Annotated in this window: 19 protein-coding genes; 16 read left to right on the top strand and 3 right to left on the bottom strand. The window is 41.8% G+C overall.

Translation table 11 applies throughout. The features are described 5' to 3' along the window. Window positions 1-51: 51 nt before the first annotated feature. The 3 genes from F458_RS0114155 to F458_RS0114165 are packed head-to-tail and all read right to left on the bottom strand — an operon-like array spanning window position 52 to window position 2,396. Window positions 52-1,368 (bottom strand): HipA domain-containing protein, encoded by a 1,317-nt coding sequence (locus F458_RS0114155; RefSeq protein ID WP_018984084.1) that lies wholly within the window; start codon window positions 1,366-1,368, stop codon window positions 52-54. Next, on the bottom strand, window positions 1,365-1,814 hold the full coding sequence (locus tag F458_RS0114160; protein WP_018984085.1) for a hypothetical protein: 450 nt from the start codon (window positions 1,812-1,814) through the stop codon (window positions 1,365-1,367). The genes F458_RS0114155 and F458_RS0114160 overlap by 4 nt, the downstream gene beginning before the upstream one ends. Before the next feature lie 6 nt (window positions 1,815-1,820). Next, complete coding sequence (locus F458_RS0114165) at window positions 1,821-2,396, bottom strand: hypothetical protein (protein WP_018984086.1); 576 nt, start codon at window positions 2,394-2,396, stop codon at window positions 1,821-1,823. Between the two features lie 198 nt (window positions 2,397-2,594). Between F458_RS0114165 and F458_RS20205 the strand changes: the two genes are divergently transcribed. The 16 genes from F458_RS20205 to F458_RS0114245 all read left to right on the top strand — a co-directional run bounded on the left by F458_RS20205 (window position 2,595) and on the right by F458_RS0114245 (window position 18,902). After that, complete coding sequence (locus tag F458_RS20205) at window positions 2,595-3,791, top strand: GGDEF domain-containing protein (protein ID WP_018984087.1); 1,197 nt, start codon at window positions 2,595-2,597, stop codon at window positions 3,789-3,791. Further along, a complete protein-coding gene (locus F458_RS0114175) occupies window positions 3,788-4,306 on the top strand; it encodes a hypothetical protein (protein ID WP_018984088.1) in 519 nt (172 codons plus the stop codon). Before F458_RS20205 ends, F458_RS0114175 begins: the two co-directional genes overlap by 4 nt. Continuing rightward, window positions 4,296-5,045, top strand: coding sequence for a DNA/RNA non-specific endonuclease (locus F458_RS0114180; protein WP_018984089.1), 750 nt, complete (start codon window positions 4,296-4,298; stop codon window positions 5,043-5,045). Before F458_RS0114175 ends, F458_RS0114180 begins: the two co-directional genes overlap by 11 nt. Then, on the top strand, window positions 5,045-5,809 hold the full coding sequence (locus F458_RS0114185; RefSeq protein ID WP_156824258.1) for an EAL domain-containing protein: 765 nt from the start codon (window positions 5,045-5,047) through the stop codon (window positions 5,807-5,809). Before F458_RS0114180 ends, F458_RS0114185 begins: the two co-directional genes overlap by 1 nt. Then, window positions 5,802-6,293 carry a thermonuclease family protein gene (locus F458_RS0114190; protein WP_156824259.1) on the top strand — a complete coding sequence of 164 codons (492 nt, stop codon included), beginning with the start codon at window positions 5,802-5,804 and terminating at the stop codon, window positions 6,291-6,293. Before F458_RS0114185 ends, F458_RS0114190 begins: the two co-directional genes overlap by 8 nt. 3 nt (window positions 6,294-6,296) lie before the next feature. Next, window positions 6,297-7,226, top strand: coding sequence for a recombination-associated protein RdgC (rdgC, locus tag F458_RS0114195; protein ID WP_018984092.1), 930 nt, complete (start codon window positions 6,297-6,299; stop codon window positions 7,224-7,226). A gap of 190 nt (window positions 7,227-7,416) precedes the next feature. Beyond that, the gene (locus F458_RS0114200) at window positions 7,417-8,055 is read left to right on the top strand and encodes a hypothetical protein (protein ID WP_018984093.1); all 639 of its coding nucleotides are present in this window, start codon (window positions 7,417-7,419) and stop codon (window positions 8,053-8,055) included. Beyond that, window positions 8,052-9,647 carry a hypothetical protein gene (locus F458_RS0114205; protein WP_018984094.1) on the top strand — a complete coding sequence of 532 codons (1,596 nt, stop codon included), beginning with the start codon at window positions 8,052-8,054 and terminating at the stop codon, window positions 9,645-9,647. The genes F458_RS0114200 and F458_RS0114205 overlap by 4 nt, the downstream gene beginning before the upstream one ends. Next, a complete protein-coding gene (locus F458_RS0114210) occupies window positions 9,644-10,909 on the top strand; it encodes a hypothetical protein (protein ID WP_018984095.1) in 1,266 nt (421 codons plus the stop codon). The genes F458_RS0114205 and F458_RS0114210 overlap by 4 nt, the downstream gene beginning before the upstream one ends. Further along, window positions 10,902-11,639: a hypothetical protein gene (locus tag F458_RS0114215; RefSeq protein ID WP_018984096.1), complete on the top strand. Its 738-nt coding sequence runs from the start codon at window positions 10,902-10,904 to the stop codon at window positions 11,637-11,639. Before F458_RS0114210 ends, F458_RS0114215 begins: the two co-directional genes overlap by 8 nt. 8 nt (window positions 11,640-11,647) lie before the next feature. Then, on the top strand, window positions 11,648-13,228 hold the full coding sequence (locus tag F458_RS0114220) for an ATPase, T2SS/T4P/T4SS family (RefSeq protein ID WP_018984097.1): 1,581 nt from the start codon (window positions 11,648-11,650) through the stop codon (window positions 13,226-13,228). Continuing rightward, on the top strand, window positions 13,228-14,391 hold the full coding sequence (locus F458_RS0114225; RefSeq protein ID WP_018984098.1) for a type II secretion system F family protein: 1,164 nt from the start codon (window positions 13,228-13,230) through the stop codon (window positions 14,389-14,391). Before F458_RS0114220 ends, F458_RS0114225 begins: the two co-directional genes overlap by 1 nt. 14 nt (window positions 14,392-14,405) lie before the next feature. Then, window positions 14,406-14,852 (top strand): type II secretion system protein, encoded by a 447-nt coding sequence (locus F458_RS0114230; RefSeq protein WP_018984099.1) that lies wholly within the window; start codon window positions 14,406-14,408, stop codon window positions 14,850-14,852. A gap of 26 nt (window positions 14,853-14,878) precedes the next feature. After that, a complete protein-coding gene (locus F458_RS0114235; RefSeq protein ID WP_018984100.1) occupies window positions 14,879-15,349 on the top strand; it encodes a hypothetical protein in 471 nt (156 codons plus the stop codon). A gap of 45 nt (window positions 15,350-15,394) precedes the next feature. Then, window positions 15,395-17,401 (top strand): hypothetical protein, encoded by a 2,007-nt coding sequence (locus F458_RS20210; protein ID WP_018984101.1) that lies wholly within the window; start codon window positions 15,395-15,397, stop codon window positions 17,399-17,401. Window positions 17,402-17,642: 241 nt separating this feature from the next. Beyond that, entirely contained in the window at window positions 17,643-18,902 is a 1,260-nt protein-coding gene (locus tag F458_RS0114245; RefSeq protein ID WP_018984102.1) for a hypothetical protein, read from the top strand. Window positions 18,903-18,939 lie beyond the last annotated feature (37 nt).

The following is an 18,939-nucleotide window of genomic DNA, read 5'->3' on the forward strand; positions in this document are numbered from 1 at the left end:
AGGGAAGTACTCATAGACTTTGCTTTCAGGTACCCAACTCTACCGGTGGATTCACCGCATTCCAGGCGATAGTTGTTCAGTGTCTTGAGGGTGTGAATAAGTATAAATGCCTTTTCCTGAGCCAATTGCCAACTCAATTACTGATTGAGTAGAGGAATCGATATTCGCTTGTTCATATAGCTCATGCCTGTTAGCCAAAGCAGTATTTACTTTGTCTAGCGCTGAACTACCAGACTCAGGTTGTAAATTCATAGATAAAGCCAAATCAACAGCAAAACTATCATTCAAATCAAAGTGCATCCGGGATACTTGATGATCACTGAACCTTAAAGCGAATGTCGATTCTTGAAGAGGATTCGGAAGGGTATTGTAAGCTGGCGCCAGGCGCCAATGATTAGACCCCAGGTCAACTAGGTTTAAGTTGTCTAGGCCATTTGTCGTGTGATTGATGGCAGCACTGAAAAGTGCCCTTAAAAGCAACTGCTCCTTATCTTCCTCAGGCGATACGCTATAGGTATCGACTATAGCAGCTGCATCTTTGTAACTGAAAGCAGGGGAGGGCGATAGCAAAGAGTTTTCCCCATGCAAAACATCAAAACCGACGGAATTAAATTTAAGCAATAACGCACTGTCATCAGCCATTTCAAAGTGATGTTTAAAGTTCTTTTGCAAAGCGACTTCAATACCTCCTTCATGAAGGCTAAGCATTTTTATTGGGGCAGAGTCTATTCCAGCCTTTGCTTCGATTAGATGCACGAAGTGACGAACCTGACTTTCATTGAATTGGCTAGATGCATTTGGTTTTAAAACGTATCGCTGTCCATCCTCAGTGGATGTATATTCAATTTTGCTGCGGCTCCCTGGCAGTGAACACGTCGCAGACAACTTATCTGAGCCAATGGGACTGCGTAGGTTATCAGGCTTTGATTCTTGAATAGCAAGTGTCAGCTTAGTCAGATCTGTATGGGAGTCAGCACTGAGATTACTTTGATTGTTTTGTGCATTTAGTCGTATAGCAATATGGTCACCAAACAGCTCTGCACAAATAGATAGCTTCTGGAACTGGTTTAATCGTTCGAAATGCGCAAACTCATTTTTCAGCATTACCTGTCCGTACGCTCCCGGCAAAAATTGTTGGAAATATAATGGCAAAACCCCATTTCCAGCTGTTACGACATGCTTACCATGATTTTTATTTGTTGCCAGGTTTCTAGGCTCTAATGAAGGACCACCAGCATTGATGTAATCACGGTCATAAAAAAATGAAACAGCTCCCCCAGTAAGCTCGTTTTCATATAACAGGTGACCGACATATTGATAGTCTTGAATGCTGTTACTCCAGCGGTGAACATGTATGAAATTTTTCATTTACGCAAAGCCCTGACCAAGCGCTCTTTTTCGTCGGATCCATTTAACGAGGAGGTGGCTCTATGCTTTGACTCACTTAAAGCGTCTTTTTGTTGTTTTTGTATGAGTTGCATTATTCGTAGGGTTGGTGCCTGGCCTTGGGAAAGAACTTTTATGAGATCGGGGAAAGCACCCATTTCATAAATGTATGAAGCGACGATCCCCCAATTAGTCGCTGCAGAGCCTTGCTCGCATCTCTCAAGCGTAGTTCTGGCCGGAACAGTTCCTAAATACGGTTGAAGCACAATCTTAGCGAAGTTCTCCCGAGATCGTGTGTTTTCATCTTGCAGATTACGGTAACGCCGACAGAAATCTCCAATACATTGAAGATAATTTACGATGTGGCGAGACTCCGGAGATGGATCTTCGTTCAACAGCCCTACTGGCTTCCCGTTAGACTCTTTCATAAATATCTACTGCAGATGTTCACTTTTCAAATTAGCCAAAACACTTTCTACCTGGTTCTGGTAGGCAGAATGAATATTTCCCAGGCTATGCAGATGAGTCCAAAGCAGGCTAAGAGGCTTTACTTCGGAGTTTCCTGCGCTTAGACATTGCGTGTTCAATTTGGAAGTGAACAGGGCTGTATCAACTATGTACTCTTTTATAGCGCTGATTAAGTCATCTTCAGATACGCGTAAATCGCATTTTTCCATTATTGAATTTGTGTAAAGCATGACGACGTCTTTTGACAGTAATGAGAGATTATTTGCGTCCAAGTTCAATTGAGCGACTGCAAACATTGCAGCCATATCGATAGCAGTATTTTTCATTGTAAATTCCAAGTCCGTAAGTGTAGCTGCACAACCTACCTTTTTTATTAATTTGTAAAGCGCGAGCTCAGTTTTAATCACTCGCGGTGAGTTCGTGCCGGCTGCTTGTAGGAACCAAATATCATCACGAAATGTAACACTTATGAGCCAGCCAGTATCCCGGTTCCCTATGGCTATGAGCTGGGAGACTTTTCCTTGTCCCGCAAGCTCCTTCAATTGCTTGCTATTTAATCCTGAAGAAGTGATTTTGATAACCTACTTACTCTATCTGTTCCGTGGCTGCAACAGTACTGAGCTTTGGATTAAAGTAAAACGAGATAATGTTAATAAATCGGGAAATTGCGTTACGTTCAAATTCAAAAAGGGTAGGGTCTGACCCATCGAAAGTTGTAGAGCAGTTGAGTCAGATTCAAGATGTACTTAAACAAAGATATACAAAGCGCGATAACAAAATTCTCGCTTCTTGTAATTATCCTGATTGGAGGGGGAGTTTACCTTAATTCTCCACCAGCCTTAGTGCAGCCACTTTCAAAGCTTCCGTGGCTGCCAGTTGCTGCAACTTTGGGAGCCGTAGCGTTATCCCTAAAGTTAAACCAGCAGCGAATCCTCAATGCGGCTCTATACCTGTTACTAAGCCAAGTTATATTGTTTATTCAGCCATCGCTTCTGTTCACCGACATATATCAGATTAGCTTGGTAACAGGGATGGTCATGGCTCTAGCAATTACCTTAAAAGGCAAGGATAGAAGCGTGACCATCAAAGGCATATTTGATGGCTTTTTATTGCTCGCTTTCATGACCGTGGTCTGGATGCTTATCGGTATGGCAATAGAACACTTCCTAAGCTCAAAAAGGCAATTAATAGAACTGATAATCTATAGCACAGTTATTATGTATTGCATTTATCGAATGCTGGAAAAGCCTACAAACAATAATTTCATAATCTCAGTGATTGCTATTTCTCATACAATCCTAATTTACAACCACTTGGTTGCTACCAATCTAACTTTAACCTTCCTTGCTTGTCTGTGCATCTGCCTGCAAATAGCAGACTCGCACAACATGGCTTACTACGATGAGCTTACAGGAATAAAAGGTCGGAGAGGTCTAAGCATGGATTCATCCAACCTTGGCACCGATTACACAGTTGCCATGGCCGATGTCGATCACTTTAAAAAATTCAATGACACTCACGGTCACGAGGTAGGGGATCAGGTGCTCAAAATGGTTGCCCAAAAATTCAATAGAGTTGGCGGGGGAGGGAAGGCTTATCGCTACGGGGGCGAAGAGTTTACTCTTTTGTTTCCCGGCAAATCACCTGAAGAAGCGAAGCAGTATTTAGAAGAAGTTCGTTTAGATATAGAACAATACCCGTTCAGAATAAGAAATACCGCTCAGCGAAAAAAAAGCACTGAGGAAGATCGCAACCTATCGGCATCTCCGGCTCAAATAGTACAGGTGACAGTCAGTATTGGGGCCACCTCTCCGTCTTATCTGCATGAGAAATTTGAAAAAGTGCAAAGCAGAGCCGACGAACTCCTGTATGAGGCTAAACATAATGGTAGAAACAATGTCGTTGCAAAAGAAAGCAACTTTGTGAGCGAATCATGATCGAGCAGATATCAAAATTATTAGAGAATTATGCAGATTCAGGCGTGAATCATATACATATTGAAGGTTTTCTGGATATCACCGAGATTCAAAAAGCTGCACGGTCTACACGGGCTGAAAACATTCTCTGTCAGCAAATAATAGCAGGTAAAATATCCATTACTCGATCAGAAGAATCTTATATCACAGATGGTTTCAATGTAGATGAACCCAGTGTGCTTTATATCAGATGCACACAAAAGCATATATCGGCGCGTACTGATGATGGGGATGTAATGGTTGAACCTTTGCAAAAAGATAAGCCATTCAACGAAAGATTGAGAGAGGTAGAAAATCAAATTCAGAGCATCCCCGAGATATCTGAACCTATAGCAGAAAAGCTTAAAGACTTAGGATATGAAGCAGCGCTGGAGTTATACGCTATAGAAAACCCATTCACTGAAGAAACTCAAGCGTATGAACTTTTCAACAAAGGTTATGCCCGGGGCATGAGGGAGTTGCTTAATGGGGTTTAAGGGAATAGCGGCACTTTGTGTGTTTCTAGCGACTGGCCAAGCGTTTGCAATTGATGCCGGCTGTCCTGAACTATCTGAGCTTGTTAGTGAAGAGTTTAAAGGCCATTGCGTTGGAGATTATCTTACATTTAAAGACTACAAGCACAGTGGTGTAGCTATCTCTGCATATGAAGTCTCCCCCTTTCATATCTGGGGAAACCCGAGATACAGAGATTATGATAGCAAAGCAGAGCTTCAAAAAAGTGAAGTACTCGCCCAAGCCAGGAATCTGCATTGGGATTACGGGCATTTGGCCAATGAAAAAATAACATCTGCAGATATTAAAAGTAGGTTTTTAAGCTTCAACCGAGTACCTATGGCTCCAGCATTGAATCGTTCGGGAGGTGTTTGGAATGAGCTGGAAAAGTACGAAATAAAAATGGCTAAGAAACTCGGACCTTTAAAGGTACTTGCAGGTTACTCATACAACAAGGATAGAGAGCAACATTACTATTTCAAGATATATATAAGTGAGCATCAAACAACTGCTTCTTACCTTATTCCAGGTAACTATGTGGAAGGTAGTATCCAATCTCATATCTCGTCAATGCAATGTATTGAGCAAACAATTGATGAATCTATATTTAACGATCAGAGTAATTTAATCGCTGAGACATACAATGATTTTGCATTCACTCCGCAAGTATGGACTGCCGGCAACAATGATAGATTAGAATGTGAAGTGGGCGGGGACATATAGTGAACTGCACGAAGTTCAGCAAAGGAGCTGGCCACAATACTAAGCTGATGATGTACCTACAGCCGCAATTCAACCTCAAAGAGCAAAAGTTTACAGATGTTGAGCTGCTGGTCCGATTTAAACGCGACAATGGTGAAGTTCTTACACCAGATCGCTTCTTGCCGATGGTAAGACGCTCAAATATAGGCCAGGAGTTTACCAACTGGACTATAAACCAAGCATTAGAAATCTCTGACAAACTCTGTTCTGCAGGTTTCAAAGGTAAGGTTGCGATCAATATGGATGGAGAACAACTCAATGAACAGACACTGTCCTACTTACAGAATAGACATTCATGCCTAAACACTTTTAAAAACATTGAGATTGAGGTCACAGAGTATCTTAGGACTACTCCAGTCAACATCACAGCCAATTTACTTAATCAAATGCAGGAGCTTGGTATTTCAATATCAATTGATGACTTCGGCATCGGCAGTAATGGTTTAGAAGCTTTATTGAACTTTCCATTTGATAAGTTGAAAGCAGATAAGTCGGTTATGAGTGCAGATAGTGTCAAGCGAGAAGCGATAGTAAAAAGTCTTGTAGGTATGACGCTCGCGATGAATAAATCACTTGTAGTTGAAGGCGTAGAAAATCCAGATGATGTAATAGATCTTGAAGAATGGGGTGTGTTGAATGTTCAGGGTTTTTTATATGCTAAGCCTATGCCATTGACCCAGTTTATTGGTTTATTACCGGCGCCAGGGAGAGAGAAAATTGTTTAATCGAACAAAATCGATAGTGATTGCGATGTGTTTTATTCCTTTTCTCTCAGCCTATGGCAATGAGTTTTTTGGAGAACTACATGATGTGGAAAATCCAGGTGAAGTTGTACTAAAGCTGGAGAGCGGCAATCTTATGCGACTCAAATTGCTTGGTCCAGATTTTGGTAAAAGCAGAGAAGAAACGTGTGACACGAATCGCTCAAATGAAAGCGCCTGCAAACTGCTAAGGGAGAAGTTAGCAGGAAACCAGCTTGGGATAATAGTCGAGGAAGTTGAAGGTGAGACTATGTACGGTGATATTGTCGTAAACCGTAAGGCTCTTAGCCTGTCTCTCATTCGTGAGGGGTATTATCAAGTTGATACAGATCATAATCGCTCTCAGGCTTTATTAGAGGCAGAGCAAGAAGCTCGTTGCAACTACCGTGGCATGTGGGCCAAGTGGCGTGGTAATTATGAAATTGCTAAATCCTGTGCCGGGTGGTAACTAATGTTCGGTCATTTCTTAAAAAGTGCAGTTGCCTACAAATATGAACTTGGGGATGGAGAGACTATTACTGAGCACAAATTGAAACAATTCGTGCCTCTTCTAAAACATGTAGATATAAAACCTGCGCAGAAAGAATCATTCGGGTTCTCAAGTGTCGTTGGATATCATGACCCAGAACATTTTTTTCACAAGGTGGGTACCTGGTATCTATTGAGCCTAACCGTTGAAGATAAGAAGATTAAAAAGAATAAATTAGACCGGCGTGTTGCAGAAAAGAAACGTGAACTTGCTAAAGCTAAGAGTATCGAATTAAGTGCTTTATCAAAGCAGGAATCACAGCAGGTAAGAGATAAAGTATTAGGTGAGATGCTCAGTGAGCAAGAAGCTGATGAAAACTATCTCAACATAATCATCGATACTGATAATCGTTGGCTGTTTTTTAGTGATAGCTCAACCAGAACGATTAAAAAGTTCACAGGGCTAATGCAGAAGCATTATTCCTCATTCCGTGTTAGTGAATTTTGCACACAGGGAATTGATTTGCACCTTACTAGCTGGCTTTATAATCCTGATGAGTCCCTACCGGAAGAAATCGACCTCGAAGATTCAGCTTCGTTACAGTCAGAGCAGTCAGCAAAAGCGACCTTGAAAAAACAGAACTTGCAGTCAGACGAAGTTGCCATGCTCATAAATCATGGTAAGAAATGTCTCGAACTTTCTATCAGCTACTTGCAGCGAGTATCATTTAGATTAACGTCTAATTGCCAACTGAAAGGTATTAAGTTGTCTGATGACCTAATTGCAGATGTTGCTGAGATAGAAGATCCCCAATCTCGTGTTGAAGAGCTTGAACCTTTTTGGGAGGTTATGTGCAGCGAACTTACCTCTATTTACCAATGGCTCGATGAACTGCAAAACAAACCTGTATAGGTAGCTTGTTAGACAAAGTAGCTTTGATAAAGATACGAATCACTTTCCTATTTAATGTTTCCACAGAATCACTCTCAACCCCCGCCGATAAAGCATTTGTGAATAATGTCAATAAATCGGGATTCCGGTTTTGTCTAACGAATTGAGTGTTTATATTGTTTTCAAATTCGGAACAATAAGTTGTCGTTAGATGAAATTAAAATTAATAGCAATCGCAGGCGTCATAAGCTTCAGCGCATGTGCTGACGCTGGCGCTGAACAGGACTATGTTGAGCAATGCAAATCTGAAATGTATGCATCGCTTGTGAGTCAACCTTCAGATCAGGTGGTCGGGCAAAGAAATAGCCTGGTAGATCACGCATCGATTACTAACGACAAAGCGGAAACATCAACTCAAAAAAGTCTTAACAAGCAGGTCTACAAAGTTGATACCTTGAGCGCAGCTAATCATCCGGAAGCTACTTATAAACCAGATCCACAACTATGGTGTGAAAACAGAACTGAAGACGAAAGAGCCTTGGTGGATAACGAGCATCGTTTTTATGGTTTTATGCTCAAAAAGGGGACGCTAGTAGAGAATGTTGAGGCCCTCATAGACGAGTTCTATCCCAATAATCAAGGATTAGTGTCAAAAGTAGGCAGACATGTAGTGCCTGCTGATATGTGCATACTTAAATCAAATAAAAAAGCTGTTATCCAAAAGATTGTAGAGGCCTATGAGGTAGATAGACGTGCAGTAGCATATGGTCAGTTCGCCAATGATATCCACGTGTTGTTTTATGAAGGTGATGCGGAATTTCATCGGTATTTTGCAGGGGTTGGGAAATGACAAATTTTCTAAAGCCCCTATCCGCTATCGGAGTGGCGATATCTGTTTGTGCGTGTTCGGCAATAAACGCTCCTACTGAAAAGGCAGAGGATACAAACCAAGAGCTGCTTATCGCCAAAGGCAAAAGAGACTATGTAGATAATTTGCCTAATGTACATAGTTTTAGTGCGATGTACGTGCCTGAACTAACCGCCGAGGAAGCAAGCTTACCTAAATGGTATGACGATTTTGCTTCGGTTGCTGTGGACGGTTTGGAGCTACAGCAAGTTTTGAGCATGCTTTTGGAAGGCAAAGATTTACGCGTTGAATATCGACCAGGGGTTCTTGAACAAAAGAAAGTTTCAATTGCCGGCGAGCATTCAACCATTGGTGGATATTTAGAAGCTTTGGCATCTGCAACCGGGTACCAAGTCGAGCCTAATGGTAACGCGATTATTTTTAGTAAATATGTAGAGCGCGTATTTCCAATTAGGTCTATTACCGGAAATTATGAGTTCGCAATTGGTAAAAAAGGAGAAACAAGCCTTGATTCCCAAAGCCAAAGCTCACAAAACGCTACATCAGAGGCAGTTAAGTCGCATGGAGAGGAATACGGCACTTTAACTGGCGAATTCGATCCTCTGGATAGCTTCAAAAAGGGTGTTGAAATAATTTTAGGCTGTAAGGCCCAACAAAGTGCTGCCAGCGCTTTGGGCTCTTTAAGTGGTACTAGCTCAGTAGCTCAGACCTTAAATGAAGACATCGAATTTCAGCTGACTCAAAATGATCTGTGTGACAGTGGTTCGAAAGTAGAAAAACTTGAAAGCGATAATTCTCTGCTAGTTCGCGCTTTACCATCACAAATGCAAAAGGTTGATAAATTCATAGCAGAGAAAACAGAAAGAGAACTGCGGCAGGTAAGACTTGATGTGACGTTAGTCGCAGTTGAATTGAAAGAAGATACTGCTCTCAGTTTAGATTTATCACTCAAAGATTCTGTCTTAGGTAATTCTGATTTTGGAATTATGACTCAGCCTAATACTGGTACTAGCCTTTTAGGCGGCATGGGTAACCTGGGCAGTGCTGTACTTTCTCATACCTCTGGTACCAATTTGGCACTTCAGGCATTGAGTGAACAAGGCACTATTCTTGATAAAACGGTGTTGCGTGGTGTGGCGGCTAATCACAGACTGATGAAAATCACTGATGTGAAAAAAAGGAGTTATATAGCCGACAGACGGCTCGCCCAGACTGCAGACGTAGGTACAACCACATCAATCGAACAGGAAGTTGTTGAGTCTGGCAGGGTACTGTACGCAGTCCCCAATATTGGGCCCAGCGACGTACTTGTCAAACTCTCAACGAGCTTATCATCACTACTTGGACTGGATACAAAGGGTGAGGAAGGCAATCAAGTCGAAAGCCCGGAGATCAGCGATAGAGAAATTGAAGCTATCGTTCAAATGAAGCCTGGTAGACCGGTTCTTGTCGGTGGATTCAGCGTAAAAGAAACACAGACACTCAAGTCTTTGAATGGAACCTCGGGTTTTACTCGCTCATCAAGCGGTACGGATGTTGAGCTCGTCATGGTGGTTGAGGCTGTTTATCTATGAATATGCTTAAAGCCACTAAGAATGCGCATGTTCCTGCTAATCGACGCTCTGAACTGAAAGAGGCAGTCGCTAGTTTAGAAAATGATAAATTGTTTCATGGGGCAATATACCGTACGGATGAAAACATCGTAATTTTTGGTGCTGAAGAAGGTGCCAAACTTTATGGGCCCGCGCTCTTAAGCAAAGTGCAGAGACCAACATTCGTTGTAGTGGTTTTAAAAAGTGACAGCGTTTATATCTTCGCAAAAATTCAAGGTAATTTTAGCGATGAGTTTGAATTTGGCGTTGACAGTTCTGACGACTCTACTGATGTACAAAGGCTTATAGCCTTTTGTGCGCTACATCAAAATGAACTGCTTGACGCACCATGGTATTGCAATGTTGCTGTTAAGCCCAAGGGTGCTGAAAGTGTTGTTGTCGCAGATAAATTGCAACTTCCTTTAGATCCGGAAAAACAGGAAGAATTCAGTGAAATTAGGCAAATTAAGCCTATTTTAGCTGTTGAAATTGAAAAAGAATTAAATCGTACATCCAAAAAGACAAATCCTCTTGCCATAACAGGGCTAGCCGCCGCGCTTGCTGCAGCGGTGTTCTTTTATATACAGCCCGAAGTCCCAGAAAAAACTGACGTCAACAGCGCTAATAAAACTCAAAAAGTCTCCCCATATGCAGGGCTAAAGGATTTTTACGTTAATAGAAGTGCTGCACCAAAGCCGATATTGCGAGACATCTATCGACAAGTTAACGCTGCCAAACTTCTGAGAGGTTGGTCGTTAACCGAAATAAAAGTCGTCAAAAATAAAAAAGGGATAATTGAGCAGTATTTTGTATTGGATTCAGTTTATGGAGAAGTCTCTGAGTTAGCTAAATTCGCCCAAGATAATCTATACGAGATGAATATTTCGGGCAGAACAGCTTACCTTGCGAAAAATATTATCAAAAAAGAGCTGTACTCAGATTTTGCTCGCTTTCATGTCGGCACTTGGCACAACTGGTTAAGTCAGGGCTTAGATGACCTTTGGATTGACGTTGACTATGGCATATCAAAGAAAGAGCAGATAGGGAATGACCACTGGTTTATAAGCCAGGGTGAAATCACTTTTCCAGAAATATTTACTGATGATCTCGAATCTATCGGCTCTCTCATGAAAGGCTTTCCCTACAGTTTCGATTATTTGGAAATGAAGCTTCGTGACCGGCATGCAAAGACTTGGGAAGCAACGCTTAAAATTGAAATTGCAGGAGTAGAAAACAATGCCTAAGAAAAAATTTAATCGGAAAACTGTTTATGCGGCTGCGGCAGTTTGTTGCGGCTTGAGTTTTGTCACCTACGGATACTTGACGGACAAAAAAGCTGAGCAAGCGGACATCGAATCAATACAGAAACTATTTGCGAACAAAGATGTTCCCACTTCTAAAGTTTCTGGTGCTGAGTCTGACGTTAACCGCTTGGCACAAAAAGAAAAGAAAGAAGCTAACCCTGAATTTGTTACTGCACCTGACTATAAGACAGCTACTGCAATCGCGAAGATTTTTGAATATGCACTAAACCCAAAGCAGGAAGAAGAGTGGCTCAAAGCACGCATGGCCACGAGAGCGCAGCGGCAAATTACCACACGTGCAACACTGGCCAAGCAAGAGGCTTTAGAAAATTTAGAAAGAGAAAAATATCTTCAACAAGCGGAAGCAGTACGAAATGGTCATCAAATCGCCTCTACTCAAGAGATGCCAGGTGCAACGCGTCATCTTGATGCTAATGATGAGCTGCAAGAAATAGAAAAAGTAATAGTACAGCTCAAAGGATATAAGCAAGGGTACAGAGGACGCCCCTCATCAGCGACATTAGAAATCAATGGTGAAATGTATAAGGCCGTACAGAAAGGTGTGATTGTGGCAGGCATGAGTGTGACAGGTCTGGATGACAACAGTCGATGCGTGACATTGGTTGATACAAATAGCCGGCCTAACTCTAACTCTAAAGTCTGCATTTAAGGATAAGCATGCTTTCGTTTGTTAACAACAAGACTGAATTCTTTGAAAAAATTCCAAGTTTAAAAGGTGTACATCATTTAAATTTGGATAACAACACTGGCTTAATCGATCAGCTAAGTGAAGAGGCCGGTGGTATTAATGCGCTATATTACGAGGGCGGTACCCTTCTGATTGACGACTACTCAAGCCTTAATAAACGTGAAGAAGTTTACCGGCTAATTTCTTTGTTATCGATGAAAAACAAGCCGGTTCGTAGTGTTCAAGTTGCGAAAACTGAAGATATCGCGGAGCAGCGGCGGGAAAGGACATTCAGTGACACAGATGTAAGCAGAGAGATTGATAAAGAAGAAACGTTACAGCAGTTCCAAGGACTAATGGCACGTGCTTTGGATGTAAATGCAGAAGACGTCTATATAACCTTATCCCAATCAAACGATACTGCATTTGCCAATTTTAAGGTGGACGGCCGGTTAATACCTGAACAATACCCGCTGAAAAACTATCGATTTGGCCGCTCTATGTGTGCCGCAGTTTATGATGGAATTGGCGGTATAGGCATGACAGCGGGTACGTTCGATGAGGTAACTACTCCCCAAGAAAAACAGATACCCTATAAGGTTTATGATGGCCGTGGGGGAATTAGGCAGCGTTTAGATCTTCGTTTTACCAAGACTAAAACAAGTCGTCCCGGTGAACTTTACATTGATATGCGTCTGACAAAGAAGGCGAAGAAACTATCTGAACTTGGTTATCCTAAAGACCAACTTGAACTAATACACCGCAAAACCAGCAAAGCAAGAGGTGTAGTTATAACCGCCGGCCCCACAGGTAGCGGCAAGAGCACAACTAACTTCGCAATTCTCTTAGGTTTACCGAAAGATAAGAATTACCAAACTTTCGAAGATCCTATTGAAACTGAAAAACCACCTGGTTATCCCAACATTATCCAAAACAGTATGGATTTGAAAGTTGGTACAAAGTTTCAACTCAAAAGCATACTTCGACAAACACCAAATGGTGTGTTCGTACAAGAGTCCCGGGATGAAGAAACTGCGCGCTTCACTCTTGAAGTCGGAAATACAGGTCTTTTTGCCTTAACCAGTACCCATGCTCCTTCAGCTATAGCTATCCCGAAAAGGTTTAATGATCTTGGTGTCAGCTATTCTGACATGGCTATGCCGCAGGGATTGAGCCTATTGATGTACCAAGTCCTGATTCGCAAGCTGTGTAGCAAATGCAAAGTTCCACTTGATGAGTCAAACACTCTGTTTGAGGCAGAGTTTTCTGATCGCCAAAGATATTTTTCTGAGGTTGGCATTACTGGCACTGAGCTTGGCTTATACATTCGAAACCCAGATGGTTGCGACGAATGCTTACACACTGGTGAGAAGGGCCGTCGTCCCCTTTTGGAGTTGATTGATGTTAAGCGTAAGGACCGACAGTTTATTCTGGCCGAAGATTGGAGCGGTTGGGAAGCTTATCTTTTAGAGAACGGATACATCACTGTTCAGCAACAAGCTAAACAATTGGTTAAAGCCGGTGTAATAGATATTGACCGCTGCGCCGAACTGCTAGTAGGTGAAGAGTGATGATTGCGCAAAGCGAGTTAGTCGGTCACCTGAATAGTGGATTATTTTGGCTCAAAAGAAAAAATAATTTTGGTAAAACTCAGCAGATTGAGTTTATAGAACAGCTGAATAGCTATTTAGCCAGAGATATCGGGTTAAAAGAGTCTTTGGAGAGTGTTAGTAAGCAGTACTCGTCAATTTACGGCGATAAACATGTTGTTCCAGAAATAGCTAATCAATTAAGAGACGCGGTTGTTGCCGGCCAAGGTTTTGATGAATTGCTAAGAAGGTACTTCAACCCGGTTATAGGGCTTGGTTTTGAGTTAGCTAAGCAAGTATCTGGTGATAAAAGCGGTGTTTTGAACGTTGTTAGACTTTTAAAAGATGAAGCTGACATAAAATTTGATGCGCTAATGAAGCTGGCCTTGCCATTGATGTTCTTTGTTTTTGGTATCGTCTCTCAGGTAGTAGCTGGCGGCTTCATCATTCCTATGATCAACCCCGAACCACCATCAACATTCGAAATAAATTTGGCACTCAACACTTCTGAACTTTTGCAATCAAACTGGCCTTTCATTGCTCTGATCGCTGGATTTGTAGTTCTGATTTTTACGCATGGCCAGGCGAACTGGCGCCGGGATGGAAAATTTGGGCATAAAAAGCGGATGTTAGAGGACGTGCTTGGCGACAATGGGTTTACAAACAATATCTCCATTTTTTTGGGCCGTGCGAGAGCCAAAATCGACGATATCTGGCCCTTTGCATTATTCAGAGAATTCTGGTCAGTAAGAGTTTTAAGGCTACTGGGTCATATGAAACTGGCTCAGACCGAGGACATTGAGGCCTTAAGAGTAATTAAAGGGTATGCGCCACCAGCCATTCATTACTTCTTGGAGCACATGATTAGAGGTGCCGGCATCGGCACGGATAAGAGTGAGTACTTTGCGAAGGGCCTAATCAGTCCGGCACTTATGGTCAGGCTTCAACGCTACTTTATCAATGTAGATAATGAAACGTTCGCTCGTGGACTCATTGAGGTAAGCGAAGACGCAGAAAAAGATATCAAAATGCAAACGCGTCAGGCGGTGACTAAAGTCTGGCTACTTCTATTCGCATCAGGTTTTTTTCTAATCATGCTAAGCATGTCAGCCATTATTCAAATTTTCAGCAAGTCATTTTTATAAACCCGGAGAGTTAGATGAAAACGTTAACACCTAAAAATAATCAAAAAGGCTTTACCCTTATAGAGATTTTCGTAGTACTGGCAATAATCTTTATTGGGATCACTATTGTAGCTGGTAATACGCAACCAGCTATGGCTGATAGTAAAGAAAATCAATATTCAACTGCTATTTCAATCATCATAAGTAAGGCGCGTTCTAAGGCGCAAGGCGAATCAGATGGATACGCCTCTTTAACTATTCAGGAAATGGTTGATGAAGAATATCTGCCATTATCATTTGGCAATGGCTCTGGCACAAACCCAGATGGTGGTGACTGGGATCTGTCACAAAGTACTGTGAATCAACTTATTGTTCGTGCTACCGGAGCGCAACAATCAGTTTGTGAGCGTGTAGCTAAAAAGTATGCACTGGAAACCACGGCTAGTTGCTCCAGTGGAACAATTTCAGTTTCTGCTAACTAATGAGATCAGTAAAAAAGCAGTCGGGGATGGCATTAATTGTCATCTTCATGCTTCTGATGTCAGCTGGTGCTTTGTTTTTTATGACCAAAGCACCTCAACTTATGCAATTGTCCGCTTCTGATAAAGAAGCTCAGATTCTGGTTAAAGACAGAACAGAAAGACTGATCGTTGCTATAACGGCCTACCATAGGGCGACCTGCCAAACAGGCATAGTTACCCAAGACACACTTCAGGAAGGCGGGTTCCTCCAGAAACCTGTTCATTTGCCACAGTTAAACGATATTCATCTAAAAATTGAAAAAAGTGGCTACAGTGCCGCTGCTGTCATTGACGTTGAGAAACCTCAAAACCTGGCGGTTTTGTCAGAAATTATGCCATTAGGAGCGTCAGTTTCAGGTGACCGTGTAAAGTATGTGCGCTCTATCTCTGACAGAAGTACTCCTATGCAACGGATGATTATGGCGGATATCAACCTGTACTCAGCAAACCATTGTTGAGCTGAATAATTTTCAGTGAGTTGTATTTGAGAAACGGAGAATAAAATGCGAAAGCACCTCAAAATGAAAGTCGCTTTACTGTTGATGACTGCTGGATTCAACACTGTAGTATGGGCTGATGATCCTGCAAAAGTTGTCGCAGAGGGATATGACAAGCTTTACGAAAATGGCGAAATTACAGCTAATAAGCTTCTTGACCTGAAAGCCTCAGCGCTGAACTACTATTCCGAGAATGGTACATGGCCAACTGATATTACAGACCTGGCTGTCGATGGGTTTTATTACGGTAGTTATGACACCATGTATGGCACTACCGTATCCGGTGTTGTGGATGGTAATAGTTACATTTTATCTGTTGATGTCCTAAAAGATAGCGTTGCAAATTATGTTGCATCCTTTATGAACGGAACGACTACAGACAGTACTGTTAACGTTCAGTTTGGGTTACCTTCCCAGGTTCCGGTTTTACATAGCACGTTATCTCGAGTCGATGATGGCGATGTAGCTCGAAACACCATGGAAACAGACCTGCACATGGGTGGCTACAGTATTACCGACATTGATACTGTTACTGCCAGAGCTCTGGTAGCGCAGCGGGCAGATATTCAAAATGGTTACATTGAAAATATTTATGCACAGCTGATAAATGCCCCACTGGCGAATTTAACGACAGTAAACTCTACTACAGTAAATTCTGACGTTGTCAATTCTGACAGAATCTACGCGAGTGTAGGTGTCTATGATAATGGTACCCGGGTATTTTCACCTGCAAATCTACCAACTAAAGCCGATATCGGACTGTCAAATGTGCAAAATTATGGTGCTACCAACAGCTACGCCGGCAACAGCACAACGCTCTATGCAACTCAAAATGCGGTATATAACTCTCACGTATATTTGAATAACCTTAAACTGGATAAAAATGCCACTGCGGTAAATGCGGACAGGCTTGATAATCTTGATTCATCTTCATTTATCCGAAGTAATGCTTATGATGCGGTAAATGCAAATACCCGTTGGGAGGATAATCGAGAAATTCGCTTAGGCAGCGGTTCTGATATGAGACTGAAGCATGATGGATCTAATTCCATTATCGATAACTATACCGGGGACCTGTATTTGCGTAATCGTTCTGGTGGAAGAGAGATTTACCTTCAAGGAACGACTACCGGTGGGCAGAAGCACACTGCTGTCATGGTAGATTCAAGCTCATATGTTAGGGCTAGGTTGATGTATAACAGCTCCACGAAATTATACACCGACCCAAATGGAGTCACAGTCTCTGGAGATTTAAATGTCAGCGGAGGACACCTCAAAGTCAATGGCCAAAAGATAAGTAAAGACTATGTAGACCTGGGCCGAGTAATGAACTTCAGTATTTCGGACAGCTACACAGGCGGAAGCTCAAACGTGTACGCCAGCCAAAGGGCTGTCACCCGGGCTTATAATGCGTTGAATAGCTCCAAACTCGGAAAAAACGAAAAAGCAGCGGATTCTGACCGATTAGATGGCATTGATAGCTCAGGTTTTGTGAGAACCAGCCGACGTATTAACGGTAAGTCGTTAACTAGCAATATAACAATCACAAAAAGCGATGTTGGATTGAGTAATGTTAGGAACTATGGTGTGACGAACAGTTATACGGGAAATTCAACAACGACCTACGTAACCCAAAGAGCTCTTAATAACGCCTATAAAGCGGCTTTATCGGGAGGTAATGCTACTTTCACAACTTTGTGGGAAAGCAAATCTGGAGCGGGTTATGGTGATTTAAGTCTGAATGGGTCATGGAGGGGGTATGATGAAATCTTTGTTGTTGGCTCTCATGACAGTAAGAAAGATATCTATACAAAAACTTTTACAGAAGAAGAATACGATAGAGCATTGCAAGTGTATTTGAATTACGGCAGAAGCAAATCGGATTTAAGGTTTCATCTTATATCAGACCGGTCTGTGTACTGGGCAGGATACTTCTCAACTGATAGGTACTTTAGAACTACAGCCGAAACAGATGGCGTGATGTATGGAATTTACGGTGTTACAATGCGTTAGCAGTTATTCTGTTTTTTCAAATGATTTACTCCCCCCGTGCTTTTAGAAAAAAATCTCTGGAAGCATCAATGGACCTATACCTCACAAATAGTTAAATAAGTTTTGAACCTTATTTATAAAGGCGTGCTAAGACTTCTTCTTAAGGTTCCGTGTGATTTGCCCATTTTCAAATATTTTATATGTTGAGTGGGCGTTATTAAATTTTTAAACAGTAAATAATAGTAGTATTGGAGGTTCCGCAATGGAAATGTTTAATAAAAAAAGAACTGTCGTAGCTATCACTTTGAGTTTTCTTTTAAGCGCCTGCGGAGGGGGAAGTGATTCTGACTCATCAAATGACGAATTGAATGAAAACGAATCCATTGTTGAGACAGACTCAGGTGGTGAGGTCATCATTGAAAAGTCTGATGGTACAATTATCACTGACGGCGTACCAAATGCATTCGCAAAGATGTCGTCATTAGACGGAAAATATGAAGCGCTTTCTGATCTGGCAAAGGCATGTTCAGAAAATAGCTCATATTATTATGAAACTGATAATGTAATTGTTTTTGGAAATCAAAACACAGTGGAGGATGACTACAAGACAGCGTCAGCCTTTATTGAACGTCAAGTTGACCTTGTCCCACAGATCTTTGGCATGACTTGGAACGATTATACAAACAATCGCCGAAATATTGCGAAGTTTGCCATTGATAACTTTGTTGAAAATTATGGCGAATTATCTTCAGTAAAGGACTCTTTGCCAGGTGACTTCAATGAGCTATCAACTACTGAAAAGCAAGACTTGGCTTGGCAGGACTACATTTCAAGTAATAAGGAAAAGCGGCTTGAACTTATATTGGAAGCGTCAGACTATGCCGGCTATGGCTGGACTGAAGCCGATGTTTCGCATGAAGATAAGATCAAAGTTTGCCTTCATGAAGAAACAGATGGTGTGTATGTCGAAGCGTATTACACTGGCATAGCCCTGAGAGCACCAAGTTTATCTATACCAGATGATTACAACCAATTAATCAGAAAGGGCTTAGTCCAGATGATGCAAGAGTCATTGTCTCATTCAGTATATGGCAACCCTTTGCCTATCTGGTATTCAGAAGGTCAGGCTCGCTATGCGGGTGGATTACAAATAGCTGATCGCTCAGAACATGATCAAAGTATCGATGTACCTATGTTCGTCGATGCTGAAGATGAGTACGGTTTCGATGAAGAGTATTTGGAACTTCAATACGGTATGGCGTTTGCCTACATAGAAAATACGATTGATCTAGAAGAAAGAATGTCGTTGTTCGATTTGATTTCTGAAATGGCTCACGATTCATCCATATACACTAAACAAAGCCTTCCTGCAGATTATGACTTTGAGCCTGGAGAGACTGGGGGCGTTGAGAACCCAGCGTTTGTTAAAGCGTGGGATGCTCAATTCATTATTGATGAAGAATATAATGATTTGAGCTATAACCGTTTCAAGCACAATTACCATCAGCTATTGTCACAATAAGCTAAAATTAAAGCCCGCATTTCGCGGGCTTTTTTGT

The organism is Salinimonas chungwhensis DSM 16280, assembly GCF_000378185.1.
Lineage (GTDB): Bacteria > Pseudomonadota > Gammaproteobacteria > Enterobacterales > Alteromonadaceae > Alteromonas > Alteromonas chungwhensis.

Excerpts from the sequence above, each read along its gene's own strand:
- F458_RS0114175 (WP_018984088.1), top strand. The coding sequence starts at position 3,788 with ATGATCGAGCAGATATCAAAATTATTAGAGAATTATGCAGATTCAGGC.
- F458_RS0114215 (WP_018984096.1), top strand. The coding sequence starts at position 10,902 with ATGCCTAAGAAAAAATTTAATCGGAAAACTGTTTATGCGGCTGCGGCA.
- F458_RS0114235 (WP_018984100.1), top strand. The coding sequence starts at position 14,879 with ATGGCATTAATTGTCATCTTCATGCTTCTGATGTCAGCTGGTGCTTTG.
- F458_RS0114200 (WP_018984093.1), top strand. The coding sequence starts at position 7,417 with ATGAAATTAAAATTAATAGCAATCGCAGGCGTCATAAGCTTCAGCGCA.
- F458_RS0114225 (WP_018984098.1), top strand. The coding sequence starts at position 13,228 with ATGATTGCGCAAAGCGAGTTAGTCGGTCACCTGAATAGTGGATTATTT.
- F458_RS0114180 (WP_018984089.1), top strand. The coding sequence starts at position 4,296 with ATGGGGTTTAAGGGAATAGCGGCACTTTGTGTGTTTCTAGCGACTGGC.
- F458_RS0114245 (WP_018984102.1), top strand. The coding sequence starts at position 17,643 with ATGGAAATGTTTAATAAAAAAAGAACTGTCGTAGCTATCACTTTGAGT.
- F458_RS0114155 (WP_018984084.1), bottom strand. The coding sequence starts at position 1,368 with ATGAAAAATTTCATACATGTTCACCGCTGGAGTAACAGCATTCAAGAC.
- F458_RS0114160 (WP_018984085.1), bottom strand. The coding sequence starts at position 1,814 with ATGAAAGAGTCTAACGGGAAGCCAGTAGGGCTGTTGAACGAAGATCCA.
- F458_RS20205 (WP_018984087.1), top strand. The coding sequence starts at position 2,595 with ATGTACTTAAACAAAGATATACAAAGCGCGATAACAAAATTCTCGCTT.
- F458_RS0114210 (WP_018984095.1), top strand. The coding sequence starts at position 9,644 with ATGAATATGCTTAAAGCCACTAAGAATGCGCATGTTCCTGCTAATCGA.
- F458_RS0114205 (WP_018984094.1), top strand. The coding sequence starts at position 8,052 with ATGACAAATTTTCTAAAGCCCCTATCCGCTATCGGAGTGGCGATATCT.
- F458_RS0114220 (WP_018984097.1), top strand. The coding sequence starts at position 11,648 with ATGCTTTCGTTTGTTAACAACAAGACTGAATTCTTTGAAAAAATTCCA.
- F458_RS0114230 (WP_018984099.1), top strand. The coding sequence starts at position 14,406 with ATGAAAACGTTAACACCTAAAAATAATCAAAAAGGCTTTACCCTTATA.
- rdgC (WP_018984092.1), top strand. The coding sequence starts at position 6,297 with ATGTTCGGTCATTTCTTAAAAAGTGCAGTTGCCTACAAATATGAACTT.
- F458_RS20210 (WP_018984101.1), top strand. The coding sequence starts at position 15,395 with ATGCGAAAGCACCTCAAAATGAAAGTCGCTTTACTGTTGATGACTGCT.